At 61.9% G+C, this 14,246-nt stretch carries 13 protein-coding genes and 1 pseudogene; 3 read left to right on the forward strand and 11 right to left on the reverse strand.

Features of this window, described 5'->3' with window-relative positions:
- Positions 1 to 63: 63 nt before the first annotated feature.
- The 4 genes and pseudogenes from GCN74_RS11670 to pilM all read right to left on the reverse strand — a co-directional run.
- Positions 64 to 1,389: pseudogene (locus tag GCN74_RS11670) on the reverse strand (type IV pilus secretin PilQ); the annotation flags it as partial.
- 98 nt (positions 1,390 to 1,487) lie between these two features.
- Positions 1,488 to 2,522 (reverse strand): pilus assembly protein PilP, encoded by a 1,035-nt coding sequence (locus tag GCN74_RS11675; protein WP_152256840.1) that lies wholly within the window; start codon positions 2,520 to 2,522, stop codon positions 1,488 to 1,490.
- 2 nt (positions 2,523 to 2,524) lie between these two features.
- Positions 2,525 to 3,109 (reverse strand): PilN domain-containing protein, encoded by a 585-nt coding sequence (locus tag GCN74_RS11680; protein ID WP_152256841.1) that lies wholly within the window; start codon positions 3,107 to 3,109, stop codon positions 2,525 to 2,527.
- Positions 3,106 to 3,747 (reverse strand): pilus assembly protein PilM, encoded by a 642-nt coding sequence (gene pilM / locus GCN74_RS11685; protein ID WP_152256842.1) that lies wholly within the window; start codon positions 3,745 to 3,747, stop codon positions 3,106 to 3,108. Before pilM ends, GCN74_RS11680 begins: the two co-directional genes overlap by 4 nt.
- 292 nt (positions 3,748 to 4,039) lie before the next feature.
- Here pilM and GCN74_RS11690 point away from each other — a divergent pair, with 292 nt between their 5' ends.
- Positions 4,040 to 6,385, forward strand: a complete 2,346-nt coding sequence (locus GCN74_RS11690; RefSeq protein ID WP_152256843.1) for a penicillin-binding protein 1A — start codon at positions 4,040 to 4,042, stop codon at positions 6,383 to 6,385.
- A gap of 66 nt (positions 6,386 to 6,451) precedes the next feature.
- Here the strand turns inward: GCN74_RS11690 and cyaY are convergent, their stop codons facing one another.
- Positions 6,452 to 6,781 carry an iron donor protein CyaY gene (gene cyaY / locus GCN74_RS11695; RefSeq protein ID WP_152256844.1) on the reverse strand — a complete coding sequence of 110 codons (330 nt, stop codon included), beginning with the start codon at positions 6,779 to 6,781 and terminating at the stop codon, positions 6,452 to 6,454.
- A gap of 40 nt (positions 6,782 to 6,821) precedes the next feature.
- On the opposite strand from cyaY, the gene lptM reads away from it, so the two are divergent.
- Positions 6,822 to 7,004 (forward strand): LPS translocon maturation chaperone LptM, encoded by a 183-nt coding sequence (lptM, locus tag GCN74_RS11700; protein WP_070221692.1) that lies wholly within the window; start codon positions 6,822 to 6,824, stop codon positions 7,002 to 7,004.
- Here lptM and GCN74_RS11705 read toward each other — a convergent pair.
- The 5 genes from GCN74_RS11705 to GCN74_RS11725 all read right to left on the reverse strand — a co-directional run bounded on the left by GCN74_RS11705 (position 7,001) and on the right by GCN74_RS11725 (position 13,006).
- Positions 7,001 to 7,654: a sulfite oxidase heme-binding subunit YedZ gene (locus GCN74_RS11705; RefSeq protein ID WP_152256845.1), complete on the reverse strand. Its 654-nt coding sequence runs from the start codon at positions 7,652 to 7,654 to the stop codon at positions 7,001 to 7,003. The two genes, lptM and GCN74_RS11705, sit on opposite strands and share 4 nt — an antisense overlap.
- 9 nt (positions 7,655 to 7,663) lie before the next feature.
- Positions 7,664 to 8,641, reverse strand: coding sequence for a protein-methionine-sulfoxide reductase catalytic subunit MsrP (msrP, locus tag GCN74_RS11710; RefSeq protein ID WP_152256846.1), 978 nt, complete (start codon positions 8,639 to 8,641; stop codon positions 7,664 to 7,666).
- 191 nt (positions 8,642 to 8,832) lie between these two features.
- A complete protein-coding gene (gene ccsB, locus GCN74_RS11715; RefSeq protein WP_092802196.1) occupies positions 8,833 to 9,984 on the reverse strand; it encodes a c-type cytochrome biogenesis protein CcsB in 1,152 nt (383 codons plus the stop codon).
- Between the two features lie 49 nt (positions 9,985 to 10,033).
- Complete coding sequence (locus tag GCN74_RS11720; RefSeq protein WP_152256847.1) at positions 10,034 to 12,130, reverse strand: cytochrome c biogenesis protein ResB; 2,097 nt, start codon at positions 12,128 to 12,130, stop codon at positions 10,034 to 10,036.
- Between the two features lie 186 nt (positions 12,131 to 12,316).
- Positions 12,317 to 13,006 carry a c-type cytochrome gene (locus GCN74_RS11725; RefSeq protein WP_152256848.1) on the reverse strand — a complete coding sequence of 230 codons (690 nt, stop codon included), beginning with the start codon at positions 13,004 to 13,006 and terminating at the stop codon, positions 12,317 to 12,319.
- Between the two features lie 186 nt (positions 13,007 to 13,192).
- On the opposite strand from GCN74_RS11725, the gene yihA reads away from it, so the two are divergent.
- A complete protein-coding gene (yihA, locus tag GCN74_RS11730; protein WP_071325653.1) occupies positions 13,193 to 13,936 on the forward strand; it encodes a ribosome biogenesis GTP-binding protein YihA/YsxC in 744 nt (247 codons plus the stop codon).
- A gap of 98 nt (positions 13,937 to 14,034) precedes the next feature.
- Here yihA and GCN74_RS11735 read toward each other — a convergent pair.
- Positions 14,035 to 14,246, reverse strand: a 212-nt coding sequence (locus tag GCN74_RS11735; protein WP_152256849.1) for a transposase, incomplete at its 5' end; no start/stop codon positions are given.

Here is a 14,246-nt window from a genome sequence, read left to right on the forward strand (position 1 = left end):
TTCCGCATAGTCGCCATCAGTCCGCTTTCGTCTGCATTGTTACTTAAACGTAAAGATGTGACATTAACGTGTTGCTGGCCGATCTGCCACTATTTTCGGCGTAATAAACACCATCAGTTCCGTTTTTTCTTGACTGCGGCCCGTGCTGCGGAAAAAAACGCCGAGTACGGGGATGTCGCCCAGCAGCGGCACCTTGCTGTCCGTACCCCGTTCGGACTGCTGATAAATGCCGCCCAGCACGACCGTGCCACCGTCTTCCACCATCACTTGCGTGCGCACGTGCTTGGTGTCGATGGCGAAGCCGGAACGGGTTTCCTGGCCCACGCTATCCTTGTTGACATCCACGTCCAGCACCACGTTGCCATCCGGCGTGATCTGCGGCGTCACTTCCAGGCGCAGGTTCGCCTTGCGGAACGTGATCGACGTGGCGCCGCTGCTGGTGGCCACCTGGTACGGCAGCTCGATGCCCTGCTCGATCAGCGCCAGCACCTTGTCGGCCGTCACCACGCGGGGACTCGATATGATCTTGCCCCGGCCATCGGCTTCCAGCGCGGACAGTTCCAGGTTCAGGAAACGGTTGGCGGCCGCCGAAAACAGGCTCAGGGCAAAACTGGCCGGCTGCAAGCCATTGATGCTGGCGGCCGGCAAGTTGACGAATTGCGTGTTCGGCACGAAGGCGCCTGCGCCGGCCACCGTTTGCCCCGTCGCCTCGCCCACGCCCTGATACGTGCCGCCGATGGCCGCGCGGCGCCCGCTGCCGCCCAGGGAAAAGCCGGGCACCTGGCCCGCCGCCAGGCGCTGGTCCGTAAAACCCAGGCGCGCGCCCAGGTTGCGGCTGAAACTGTCGTTCGCCTCGACGATGCGCGCCTCGATCATGACTTGTCGTGTTGCAATATCTGTCTTGGCGATCAGTTGGCGGATCTGTTCCAGGCGCACCGGCACGTCCGTCACGAACAGCTGGTTCGTGCGCGGCTCGATCAGCACGCTGCCACGGCGCGACAGCAAGCGGCTGCGCCCTTCCCCCGCATCGAGGCCGAACACGGTGCGGAACGCTTCCGCCTTCTGGTAATTGAGCTGGAAGATGGCCGACTGCAAGGGTTCGAGTTCCGCGATCTGCGCGCGCTGCTCCAGCTCCAGTTTTTCGCGCGCCAGCATTTCTTCGCGCGGCGCGATCCACAGCACGTTGCCATGGCGCCGCATCTCCAGGCCTTTCGCCTGCAACAGCACGTCGAGCGCCTGGTCCCACGGCAAGTCGCGCAGGCGCAGGGTCAGGTTGCCCGCCACGCTGTCGCTGGCGACGATGTTTTGCCCCGACGCGTCGGCCAGGATGTGCAGGGCCGCGCGCACGCCCACGTTCTGGAAATCGACGGAGATTTTCTCGCCCGCATACAATCGCGGCGGCGTCACCTGCACCACCGCCTCGTTCCCCGCCATGGCAGCCCCATGCAGCCAACTCAGGCATATCGAGCACAGCCAAACAAACGGCTTCATGGCACATCCTCCCGCACACCGGCTTTGGCCTCACCCGTCTTTTGCAGCGACAGGCTGCCACGCCGTTCGCGCCACCCGCCTCCCGCATCCTGCAGCAACTCCCGGTACTGCAGCGCCTGCTCGCTGACTTGCGTGACGAGGCCGTGGTCCGGCCCCAGATACTGGCCTGCCGCCACCCGGTACACGCGCTGGCCCGCCAGCAGCAGCGCGCTCAGGCGTCCATCCTGTTGCACGCTGCCTACCATGCTGATGGCTGGCAAGGGCACGCTTTCCAGCGGCTCGCGCGCACGGCGCGGGTCGGGGCCAGCCACGCTGCCACGCTGGCCGGGCGCGCTCGCCGGCGGCAATGCGCCAAAAGGGTCGGCCAAGGCGGCCGCCTCGTACGGATACGGCACGGCTGCGGCCAGCGGACGCCATGCCGGCACGGCGCCGGGCGCGCCCGCTGCGGACGGCAAGGCCGCTTGCGCCGCCCGCTCCCCCGCGTCGGGCAGGCGATACGCCTGCAGCACGGCATCGAGCGTCAGCAAGCGGTCCTTGCCGATGTTCAAGGCCAGCTCATGCACCGTGACGATGCGCGGCAGGCGCGCCAGGTCTGCCAGCAGCGCACCCATGGCGTGGTAGCCGCCGCGCAGCTGCACGGCAATCGGCAAGGCGACATACGGCGCTTGCGGCCGGGCCGCACCCGGCTTGAACAGCGAAAATTGCAGGCCGCGGGATTGGCCTGCGGCGTTAATGTCCGTCAACAACGCCGCCATCGCTTGCGGGTCGGGCAGCTGCTGCTCCAGGAGGGCAAGCTCGGCGCCAGCCTGGCGCTGCTGCGCACGCCACTGCGGCAACTGTTTCGCCCTGGCCTGCGCCGACAGATAAGCGGCGCGCAAGCGGTCCTCCTCTCCTTGCGCCACTTGCGCGGCAGCCATCAAGCCGGCCAGCCACGCGGCGTACAGCAGCACGGCCGCCAGCGTCGCGGCCAGGGCTGCGCAAGCGAGGCGCACGGGCAAGGGCCACAGCGATGCGCTTTTCAAGCTCAGCATGATCAACCTCCGGGGCCAGGCTTACGGGACAGGCGCCCGGCGCTTGTCAAAGCCAGCCGTATCGTCCATTCCACGGTGCCGTCGGCCGTGCCGCGCACTTCCAGCACTTCCGGCCGGGACCAGGGCGCCGCCTGCTCCAGCGCCAGCAGCAATGCCGCGACCTTTTCCTGCGAAACGGCCTGCCCTTGCAAGCGCACCAGCGCCGTTTCCTGGCGCACACTGTGCAAGGCCGCACCGGCCGGCATCGCCTGGGCCAGGGCCGTCAGCATGCGCACCCAGGCATGGCGTTGCTCTTGCAGGCCGGCAATGGCCTGCTGGCGCAGCACCAGCGCCGCCGTCGCGCCCTGTACCCGCTTGCCGGCGAGCAAGACGACATCGAGCTGCTGCATGGCATTGCGCCAGTCCTGCTGGCGGCGCAGCTGCACATCGAGCCGGTGCTGCAGCCAGGCGCCTGTCGCCAGCGCCAGCAACAGTCCCAGCAGCGCCCCGCCGGCCAGTTGCCACAGCAGCAGCTGCATACGCTTGCGCCGTGCTGCCGGCCGGTACGGCAAGAGGTTGATGCATGACACTTCCGCCACGGTCTTCATCGGGCGTACCGGTGCAGCGCCAGCCCCCAGGCCAGCTGATAGGCGAGGCCGCCATCGGGCAAGGCTTGCCAGCCGCCCTGTCCGACGGCCGCCTGCAGCGCCAGCGCCTCGCTATCCATGACGACGGGCGTCAGGCCGGCCGCCGCAGCCGCATCCAGACGGCGCTGCACGCTGGCGCGCCGTGCCGCCACCAGCAGCACCTCGATCTCCCGCCCTGTCTGGCCGGCAAGCGGCGGTGCGGGGCCGAGCATGACAAAGTCCAGGCTGGCGTCTTCCAGCGCAAACGGCATGTACTGGGCGGCCTCCAGTTCAACCAGGATTTCCAGCTGCTCCTCCGGCAAGCCTGCCGGCAGGCGGATCACATGCGTGATCAGGGACGTGGCCGGCATGGCCAGCGCCACGCGGGTGCTACCGCTGCCACTGTTGCGGCATGCCAGGCGCACGGCGGCAGCCAGGCCCTGTAAATCTTCGACGTTGCCTTCCAGCATTACCCCTGCCGCCAGTGCGGCGCTGCCGCAATGCCGGCACGCCAGTTTGCCCCGCCGGCGTATCAACTCGACCACGTTCACGGCGTCGTCCGCCATATCGACGCCCAGCAAGCCGAGGCCAAGAAAACTGCGGATGGATATGTTTTTCATAGAGAAACGTCAGCGTGGGAGGAGGTCCTGCCATCCGAAAGCCTAGTCCCGGCAGCGCTGGCTTGTAAACGGATTTCACGCTGCGGTCTGCGGCGCGCGGCGCCTATCTGGCCCGGCCGTGATCTGGCGCAGAATAATTGTTACCAAATCCTGGTTGCCAGCGGGCCAATACACGCTTATATAGAGTATCGACAAGTTCCGACTGTCCGCCCGGCATGCGCCACAGCGCGCTGCCACCCCGGCAAGCTCGCTTATAATTGGCCGGCATAATTAACCGAAAGACATACGACGCATGACATCTTCAAATTCCGCTGGCTCCGCTGGCTCGAAGCCGCCCACCAAGGGCAGCAAACCCAAACGTTTTCTGCTGATGGCCCTGGTATCGCTGCTGGGCCTGGGCGTCGTCGGCGTCTTGCTGGTGGTCTTTGGCCTGGCCATGGCTTATCCGAACCTGCCGGCGCTCGATACCTTGACCGATTACAAGCCGAAAATGCCGCTGCGCGTGTTCACGTCCGACAGTGTGCTGATCGGCGAGTTCGGTGAAGAGCGGCGCAACATGGTGCATATCAAGGATATCCCCGATGTCATGAAGAAAGCCGTGCTGGCCATCGAAGATGACCGCTTCTATGAACATGGCGGCGTCGATTACCTGGGCATCACCCGCGCAGCCCTGCACAACCTCACGGGCGGCGCCAAGCAAGGCGCCTCGACCATCACGCAGCAGGTGGCGCGCAACTTCTTCCTGTCCAGCGAACAGACCTTGAAACGCAAGGCGTATGAAGTCTTGCTGGCCTGGAAAATCGAGAAAAACCTCAGCAAGGACCAGATCCTCGAGGTCTACATGAACCAGATTTATCTGGGACAGCGCGCCTACGGTTTCGCTTCGGCCGCGCAAATCTATTTCGGCAAGAATATCCAGGACCTGACCGTGGCCGAAGCGGCCATGCTGGCCGGCTTGCCGAAGGCGCCGTCGGCCTACAACCCCGTCGTCAATCCGAAACGCGCGCGCATGCGCCAGCAATACATCCTGCAGCGCATGGCGCAGCTGGGCTACATCACGCCGGCACAGTACGAAGAAGCGAAAAATGAAGAGCTGAAAGTGAAAACCGACAGCAGCGCCTTCGGCGTGCATGCGGAATACGTGTCGGAAATGGCGCGCCAGCTCGTCTACGAGCAATTCAAGGAAGATACGTACACGCGCGGCCTGAACGTCTACACCACCATCACCAAGGCCGACCAGGATGCCGCCTACATCGCCTTGCGCAAGGGCGTGATGGATTACGAGAAACGCCACGGCTACCGCGGCCCGGAAGCGTATATCGAAATTCCGAAAACCAAGGCCGAAGCGGACGACGCGATCGAGACGGAGCTGGCCGACCACCCGGACAGCGACGACATCATCGCCGCCATGGTGCTGCAAGCGTCGCCCAAATCGTTGCAGGCCGTCACGTCGGCCGGCGAGGAAATCACGATCACGGGTCCCGGCCTGACGTTTGGCGCGGCCTGGCTGTCGGAAAAAGCGGCGCCGAACCGCCGCATCAAGCGGGGCGCCGTGATCCGCGTCATGCAAGAAGGCGGCAACTGGGTCTTGACGCAGATGCCGGAAGTGCAGTCGGCGTTCGTCTCGGCCAGCACCACCGACGGCGCCATCCGCGCCATGGTGGGCGGCTTCGATTACAACCGCAACAAGTTCAACCACGTCACGCAGGCGTGGCGCCAGCCCGGCTCCGCCTTCAAGCCCTTCATCTATTCCGCCTCGCTGGAACGGGGCCTGTCGCCGGCCACCATCATCAACGATGCGCCGATTTCATTCGACGCGGGCCAGACGGGCGGCCAGGCGTGGGAGCCGAAGAACTACGACAGCAAATACGATGGTCCGATGACCATGCGCAAGGGCCTGATGAAATCGAAGAACATGATTTCCATCCGCATCCTGCACAAGATCGGCGCCAAGTATGGCCAGGAATACGCGACGCGCTTCGGCTTTGACGCGGACAAGAACCCGCCCTACCTGACCCTGGCCCTGGGCGCCGGCAACGTGACGCCGCTGCAGATGGCGGGCGCGTATGCCGTGTTTGCCAATGGCGGCTACAAGATCAACCCGTATCTGATCGCCAAGGTAACCGACAGCGACGGCAATATCCTGTCGCAAGCTAAACCGGACCTGGCGGGCGAGGAAGCCAACCGCGTCATCGACGAGCGCAATGCCTTCATGATGAACAGCATGCTCAACGACGTCGTGCGCTTCGGCACGGCGAACAAGGCCATGGCCTTGAAGCGCCCCGACCTGGCCGGCAAGACGGGTACCACCAACGATTCCATCGACGCGTGGTTCGCCGGCTATCAAGCCAAGCTGGTGGGCATCGCCTGGATCGGCTACGACCAGCCGCGCAACCTGGGCAACCGGGAAACGGGCGGCGGCCTGGCCCTGCCGATCTGGATCAGCTACATGGCGAAAGCCCTGAAAAGCATCCCCGTCGAGGAACGCGCCGTGCCGGAAGGCCTGATCCACGTGGGCGACGAGTATTACTATGCGGAAAATCCGCCGGGCACGGGCGTGGGCAGCCTGGAAGGCGCGGCACGCGGCACGCCGGAGGAAGAAAAGGCGAAAGAAGCCGTCAAGAATGAGCTTTTCTAAGTTCGTCTGATGCAAAAAGGGCAGCCTGAAGAGGCTGCCCTTTTTGATGGCGCGCGGCTAAAACAATTACTTCAATACGACTGGCGCGCCCGCCTGCTCGCTGGCCATGGCCGACAGAGCCGCAAACAGCTCGGAGTCGTCGCGCGTGTTGCGCCACTCGTCGCCCACGCGCTTGTAATGAAAACCGCCCGAGCGGGCCGCTACCCACATCTCGCGCATGGGAGCCTGGCTGTTGACGATGATTTTCGTGCCGTTATCGATGAACTCGATCTCCAGCACATTGCCGCTGCGGCTGCATTCGACGTCGAGCACGTCTTCATCGTTCAGCCGGTCCAGCGCCGCCTCGATCTGGGTCAGGGTGGCTTCGGCCAGGGCCAGGAATTCCGATTCGCTCATGCTACACTCCAAAGATCTTAATCAAACCGTGATTCTAATCGTGAAGTCATCCTCAGCGTTTTATATCGGCATCGCCATTGTGGTTTCTAGCGTCCTGGCCGGCTGCGGCCAGCCCGGTCCCCTGTACCTGCCCAAGCCGCCCGCGGCCAAGGGCGCACCGGCAAAAGGCCCCGTCGAACCGGCACCCGTGCCGCCACCGCCCGTCATCGTGCCAGCCACCTAAACGGAACGCGCAGGGGCGGCGGCATTCGCCGCCCTGGCGCTTTTTACGCGCTTGTTCCAGGCGAAATACACGCGCGTTGCCAGCAGTAGCGCGACGATGGAGCCGAACAGAATGGGTTGCGCGAAATTGTGCTTTCCCGCCTTCATCCACCAGAAATGCAGGATGCCCAGCGGCGCGATGATGTAGATCAGCCGGTGCAACCACTGCCAGCGCTTGCCCCCCAGGCGCTTGACCATGCCGTTCGTGCTCGTCACGGCCAGCGGGATGAGCAAGACGAAAGCGATGAAACCCACCGTGATGAACGGCCGCTTGAGCACATCCTTCCACATTTCCTGCACATCAAAAAAGTGATCGAACCATAAAAAAGTGGTGAAGTGCAGCGCCGCGTAGAAAAACGCGAACAGGCCCAGCATGCGCCGCAGCTTGATCACCCAATTCCATTGCGTGATGCGCCGCAAGGGCGTGACGGCCAGGCTGATACAGAGAAAATACAGAGTCCAGTCGCCCGTGCCCCGCGTGATGAATTCCAGCGGTTCCACCAGTTGCCCCGTGTACGTCAGCCAGACCATGCGCACGAATGGTATCAGCGCCAGCAAAAAGATCAGGCTTTTCAGCAGCGACAGCTGTTTGCCCGTGGGGTTGATGGCCATGGTATTTCCTTAAAAGAATTTCTTCAGGTCCATGCCCGCGTACAGCGAGGCCACATCGTTATAACCGTTGAACATCAGGGTCTTGCGCTTGCGCGTGAGGAAACCGTCTTCGCCGATGCGTCGCTCGGAAGCCTGCGACCAGCGCGGATGATCGACGTTGGGGTTCACGTTCGAGTAAAAACCGTATTCCGACGGCGCCGACAGGTTCCAGGACGTGCGCGGCTGCTCCTTGACGAAACGGATCTTGACGATGGATTTGGCCGACTTGAAACCATATTTCCACGGCAACACCATGCGTACGGGCGCGCCATTCTGGTTCGGCAAGGTTTCCCCATACATGCCCAGGGTCAGCAGTGCCAGCGGATGGTTCGCCTCGTCGATGCGCAAGCCTTCCGTATACGGCCACTGCAGCACGCGGCTGCCCACACCCGGCATCTGTTTCTTGTCGGCCAGGGTGATGAATTCCACATACTTGGCATTGCCCGTCGGCTCGACCTTCTTGATAATTTCCGAGAAGGAATAACCGACCCACGGGATCACCATCGACCACCCTTCCACGCAGCGCAGCCGGTACACGCGCTCTTCCAGCGGCGCCAGCTTCAGCAGCGCATCGAGGTCCAGGGTCATGGGTTTCTTGACTTCGCCTTCGATGCTGACCGTCCACGGCCGCGTGCGCAAGGTGCCCGCATTTTGCGCCGGCTCGCTCTTGTCCGTGCCGAACTCGTAGAAATTATTGTAGGTGGTGGCGTCTTTATAGGCCGTCTGCTTTTCCAGCGCCGAATAGGCGGGATTGAGCTTGGCAGCCAGCTTGGGATTGCTGCCCTGCGCGAACGCTTCGCGGCTGGCCATTTCCAGCAAGGCCGCGCTGGATATCGAACCCAGCGCGATTTGCTTGATGAAACTGCGGCGCGACTCAAACACGGCGCGCGGCGTAATTTCGGAAGAATACGGCAACTCAATGCCGTTGGGACTGCGCTTGATCAACATGGCGGCTCCGGGAAAAGGTGATTATTTGTACCTTACACCAGTTCTCCCGGGCCGTTCATGACGCTTCTGTCATGCAAAAAAACATTACTAAAGTGCCCGAAAAAAGTTCAGGGCAAGGCGCCTTGCCGCAGGCAGTACGCATAGTACGACAAGGCAAGGCAACGCCGCCATGGGCTTTTTCTCGGGTACTTTTACAGTTTGCCGTAAGAATGGAGGCCGGAGAGGAACATATTCACGCCCAGGAAAGCAAACGTCGTCACCAGCAAGCCCACCAGCGCCCACCACGAGGCGACGCGGCCGCGCAAGCCCGTCATCAGGCGCATGTGCAGCCAGGCTGCATAGTTGAGCCAGACGATCAGCGCCCACGTTTCTTTCGGGTCCCACGACCAGTAACCGCCCCATGCCTCGGCCGCCCACAGGGCGCCCAGGATGGTCGCTACCGTGAAGAAAGCAAAGCCCACGGAAATGGCCTTGTACATGACGTCGTCGAGCACTTCCAGCGACGGCAGGCGGTCGACCAGGTAGCCGCTCGATTTGAGCAGGTAGGCTGCCGCCACCATGGCCGACAGGGCAAACGTGCCATAGCCGATGAAGTTGGCCGGCACGTGGATCTTCATCCACCAGCTTTGCAGGGCCGGCACCAGCGGCTGGATTTCAGCCGCGTCGCGCGTGACCGTGTACCACATCAGGAATACGACGGCCGCCGAAATGACCAGCATGACGAAGGCGCCCAGCTGGCGCGTCGCATAATGCTGCTCGTAATACAGGTAGAACATGGCCGTGATCAGCGAGAACAGGATGAACACTTCATACAGGTTGGACACGGGGATGTGGCCCACGTCGGCGCCGATCAGGTAAGACTCGTACCAGCGCACCAGCATGCCCGTCAGGCCCAGCACCACGCCAGCCCAGCACAGCAGGGAGCCGACGGACGAGCCGAATTCCGAGCGCGCCACCAGGCCGATCCAGTAGAACAGGGTCGACAGCACGAACAGGGTGCCCATCCACAGGATGGCGGATTGGCTGGACAAGATGTATTTCAGGAAGAATTTCTGGTTCGCCATGTCCAGATGGCCCCCGTACAGCTCGATGGCGAACAGCGACAGCACGGCCGCCACGGGGATCAGCCAGCGCACGGGCTTCCAGTACCAGCCCAGCCACGCGAACGTGGGCGCCGCAGCCAGCAGGATGGCTTTTTCATAGATATCCATGAAGGCGCCAAAGCGCACCAGGCCGAACAGGGAAGCCGCCAGCAAGCCGGCGCCGTACAGCCAATCGATCAGGCTCAGGCGCTTGAAAAATCCTGGTTCCTGCGTATATATTTGCTTGTTTGCCAATTCCATCATTTTCTCCATTCCCGGCGACGCGCAAGCGTCCCAGACACAGCGCAGCTTACGCCGATTGCGGCAGCTTTGCCTTCAAAGTCTCAAATTCTTTTTCAAAATCCAGCGTCTTGCGTTGCGTGCTCATGGCCATCAGGGCTTCGCTGCCGCCCTCGCCATCCTTGATCCACACCCACAGGCGGCGCTCGCGGATATAAAACATGGAAAATACGCCGATCACGAGGAACAGGCAACCGAGGTACACGACGCTCTTGCCCGGCGAACGCGTCACCTGCAGCACGGACGCCTTGATTTCCGTGAAGTCATCGAGTTGCAGATACACGGGCGCGCCATAGAAGAAGCTGTCGGACAGCGCATTCGTGGCCAGCTGCAGGAAGCGGCCGTGCTTGTCATCGGCCTCGATGGCTTTCAAGCCATCCTGGGCGCGCGCCGCCTGCCACAGGTCCCACAGGCTGCCATTGAGGATCTTCATGAAGATATCGGCCGCTTTTTCTTGCTCGGCGGCAGGAATTTTCTCCAGGAAACGCGAAATGGCCAGGAAACCGCCCTCTTGCCCATTGCCGGCAAAGATGCCCAGGCTTTTCGCCGCCGATTCCTGCAGCTGGCCCCGCAAGGCTTCCGCCCCCGCCTGCGGCATGGCGCGCGCCGCATAGCGCGCGGCGGCCTGCTGGCGCAGTGCGGGATCTTGCAGCGCGGCACGCAGACGCATCCACTCGTTCACGCTGTAATTATCGTCAGCAGGAATGCGCAGGTAGCTGAACGGGTCGCTGGGGTTGACGCGCATGCCGGCCAGGAACACCGTCGTGCCGTCCACGGTCACGGGCTGCATGTAGTTCTGGTACTCGCGCGCCTGGCCCGTCTTGTCGCGCAATTTGTATTGCACCGAGGGGCCCACGTTCTTGAGATCCTTGTTATGCGCGTTCTTCGCGGCCGAACCGAGGCGCTTGTCCAGGCCCACGGCAAACTTATCGTTGAAGCTGTCCGCCTTGTTGACGGCACGCACATCCTGGCCGGCGCTGAGGTTTTCCACGTTGAAGGGACGGAAACCCGACCATTCCACCGTGTAGGAATTGCCATCGCTGCGCTCGAGCGGCGTGCTGCCGCCCACTTCGCCACCGATATCGAAGCGTTTCGTCGTCTTGCCCGTCATGGGATAACCCGTCAACTTGAGCTTGCTGCCGCCATCTTCAAAGCTGGACTGGTACAGGGCCAGGCCCTTGTACAGCAGCGGCTGGTTGACTTTGATAGTCGCTGGGAAACTTTCCCCCGTCGCATGGTCGGTGACGACCACGTCGCTGGCAAACAGCTTGGGCATGCCCGTGCTGTAGAAATCGATATGGAATTTCTTCAACAAGATCGTGATGGGCAGATCCTGGATCAGCACGCCATCGGCCTGGGGAATGATGGCCGTGTTGCTCGACGAGCCTTCCGGAATCATGGTGTTGCCGCGGAACGTAGGATTCGACAGGCTCAGGCGGTGCTGGGCGGGAATGTCGGCGATCACGCCGCTGCCGGAAAACGGCGTCTTGCCAAAGAACCATTGCTGCACGCGGATCGGCATTTCCGAATCGAGCAAGCCGCCCACGCAGATGACGACGATGGCGCCGTGGGCAAAGATATAGCCCCATTTATTGGCGGCGCCCCGCTTGGCCGCCACCAGGGTGGCGTTGTCCTTCTCGACTACCTTGGCTGCGTAGCCGGCGTCTTTCAGGCGCATCACCATCTGCTGTGCCAGCACGGCGCGCGGCAACGGCGCCGCCCATTCCAGCTTGTGGTGGAAGTTGCGCAAGGATTGCTCGCGCACATTGTCGCGCCAGCTGCGCATGTCCTTGAGCATCTTCGGCGCATTGCGCACGATGCACAGCGAGGTCGAAGCGACGAGGAAACCCATGATCACCAGGAACCACCAGGCCGAGTACACGGAATACAGGCTCAGCTTGTCAAAGACGGCAAACCAGAACGGCCCGAACTGGTTCACATAATTGGGCATGGGCTCGTTCTGCTTGAGCACGGTGCCGATGATGGAGGCGACGGCGATCAGGGTCAGCAGGCTGATGGCAAAGCGCATCGACGAGACCAGCTCGACGAATTCAGCCAGACTGCGGCGTTGGGTCTTTAACTCGATTCCGGTCGTGCCTGTGCTCATACGTTGATACTCATACGGGATATGCAATCTTCAAGAAAATGTGGCTTGGAGCAAAGATAGTTTCTCCGCGCAAGGCGGCAGCATACTCCTGTTTGGCCCCTGCTATAAAAAAGGGCAGCCCGTCGAAACGGCCGCCCTTGTTCATGTGCGTTGAAACGCGTGGCAATCTCTTGCCACTATGAAAACTTACTTCAGGCCGGCGATGTAATCGGCAACGGCGGCGATTTCGTCATCCGACATGCGGGCGGCGATGGTGTGCATTTGCGCGCTGTTCTTGCGGGCGTCGGCCTTGGTGCTGCGGAACATGGTCAACTGGGCCACCGTGTAATCCTGGTGCTGGCCGGCGATGCGCGGGTACTGGACGGGAATGCCATTGCCCGTCGCGCCATGACAGCTGGCGCAGGCGGCTACTTGCTTGGAAGCAATGCCACCACGGTAGATTTTCTTGCCCAGGTCGATGGTGTCCTTGTTTTTCGCGGCGCCCGGCTTGGACAGCTGCGCCCCCAGGTAGGCGGCGATATTCTTCTTGTCGGCGTCGCTGAGCATCTTGGCGTACGTCGTCATGACGGGCTGGTTGCGCTCCGGCGTCGTGAAATCGACCAGTTGCTTGTAGATATAGCTTTCATGCTGGCCAGCCAGCTTCGGATTGACCGTGATGGTCGAATTGCCGGCCGCGCCATGGCAGGAGACGCAGGCAGGCAAGCCGCGCGCCGCATCGCCATCGGCGTACAGGGTAGCGCCCTTGGCAGCGTCGGCCTTGACGGCGACGGCTGGCGCATGGGCCGGTTTCGGTTCTTCGACCCCGGAAGCAGTTGCCGATACAGCCAGCAAAGCGAGCAGCATGGATTGGACAAACGGTGAAAACGCACGATTCATTCAGGCACCCTGAGACAGTGAGAAATTAGTGGTGGACATTGCCGCGCCCTGGGGATTTTTGCTTTATTTTCAGGGCCGCAAGCCGCATCGCTGCTACGCCGGCAACAATAAACAACCCCTTATTGTACAATAGCTTCTTGGCGTTATCGCTCCCTTATCGCTCCCTTTTGTTGCTTTACTATTCCCATGTCAAAACTCTGGCAAGCCCGTTTCTTTACGACCGTCAACCAATTGCGTGACCTGCCCGATACCACGGTGCCGGAAATCGCTTTTGCCGGCCGCTCCAATGCCGGTAAATCGACCGCCATCAACATCTTGTGTAATCAGAAAGGCTTGGCGTTCGCCTCCAAGACACCTGGCCGTACCCAGCACATCAATTACTTCTCCATCGGCGGCGCCCACGTGGCGCAGCACCGCAAGGATGCCACCATCGTCGAAGAGATCGAATGCCTGCTGGTCGACTTGCCGGGCTACGGCTATGCGGAAGTATCGGGTTCGGCGAAATTGCACTGGCAGCGCCTGCTGGGCGACTATGTGCAGCGCCGCGAACAATTGGCCGGTTTGATCCTGATCATGGATTCGCGCCGCCCGTTCACCGACTTGGACATTCAAATGCTGGAATGGTTCGCCCCGACGGGCAAGCCGATCCACTGCATCCTGACGAAAGTCGATAAGCTCAACCGCAATGAATCGGTCAACGCACTGCGCCAGGCAAAAGCCAAGCTCGACAGCTATGTGGATGAAGACGGCATCGGCTTCCCGTTCACCGTGCAGCTGTTCTCGGCACTCAAGCGCGTCGGCATCGAAGAGGCCAACGACAAGATCATGGAACTGGCCGGCATCAGCGAAGACGGCGCCGCCCAGATGGTTGAACTGATCGAGATGGAAGACGACGTCGAGCCGGAAGCAGGAACCGACAAGCCCGCCTGATCCGCCTCAGCGCGCTGACAAAAAAGGCTGCCCGTTCACACGGTGCAGCCTTTTTTTATTGCGCGGGCGCCAGTTGCCTAGGGTCTATCTGACTGATTTCAGAGGAGCCATAGAATCATTGTTGCGATAATCACGACTGCCAGATAATTGTGTCCGCGTTTATCGTAGCGAGTTGCGACGGCACGGAAATCTTTCAGGCGGTTGATTGCGCGCTCGACGACATTGCGGCCTTTGTAAGCTTGTGCGTCAAAGCGCGGCGGCGCTCCACCTCGACGTCCCTTGCGCAGACGGCTCTGCCGCGCATCTTGAC

The sequence above is a fragment of the Janthinobacterium sp. FT14W genome, assembly GCF_009208755.1.
Classification (GTDB): Bacteria; Pseudomonadota; Gammaproteobacteria; order Burkholderiales; family Burkholderiaceae_D; genus Janthinobacterium; species Janthinobacterium violaceinigrum.

Excerpts from the sequence above, each read along its gene's own strand:
- GCN74_RS11675 (WP_152256840.1), bottom strand. The coding sequence starts at position 2,522 with ATGCTGAGCTTGAAAAGCGCATCGCTGTGGCCCTTGCCCGTGCGCCTC.
- GCN74_RS11680 (WP_152256841.1), bottom strand. The coding sequence starts at position 3,109 with ATGAAGACCGTGGCGGAAGTGTCATGCATCAACCTCTTGCCGTACCGG.
- pilM (WP_152256842.1), bottom strand. The coding sequence starts at position 3,747 with ATGAAAAACATATCCATCCGCAGTTTTCTTGGCCTCGGCTTGCTGGGC.
- GCN74_RS11690 (WP_152256843.1), top strand. The coding sequence starts at position 4,040 with ATGACATCTTCAAATTCCGCTGGCTCCGCTGGCTCGAAGCCGCCCACC.
- cyaY (WP_152256844.1), bottom strand. The coding sequence starts at position 6,781 with ATGAGCGAATCGGAATTCCTGGCCCTGGCCGAAGCCACCCTGACCCAG.
- GCN74_RS11705 (WP_152256845.1), bottom strand. The coding sequence starts at position 7,654 with ATGGCCATCAACCCCACGGGCAAACAGCTGTCGCTGCTGAAAAGCCTG.
- msrP (WP_152256846.1), bottom strand. The coding sequence starts at position 8,641 with ATGTTGATCAAGCGCAGTCCCAACGGCATTGAGTTGCCGTATTCTTCC.
- ccsB (WP_092802196.1), bottom strand. The coding sequence starts at position 9,984 with ATGGAATTGGCAAACAAGCAAATATATACGCAGGAACCAGGATTTTTC.
- GCN74_RS11720 (WP_152256847.1), bottom strand. The coding sequence starts at position 12,130 with ATGAGCACAGGCACGACCGGAATCGAGTTAAAGACCCAACGCCGCAGT.
- GCN74_RS11725 (WP_152256848.1), bottom strand. The coding sequence starts at position 13,006 with ATGAATCGTGCGTTTTCACCGTTTGTCCAATCCATGCTGCTCGCTTTG.
- yihA (WP_071325653.1), top strand. The coding sequence starts at position 13,193 with ATGTCAAAACTCTGGCAAGCCCGTTTCTTTACGACCGTCAACCAATTG.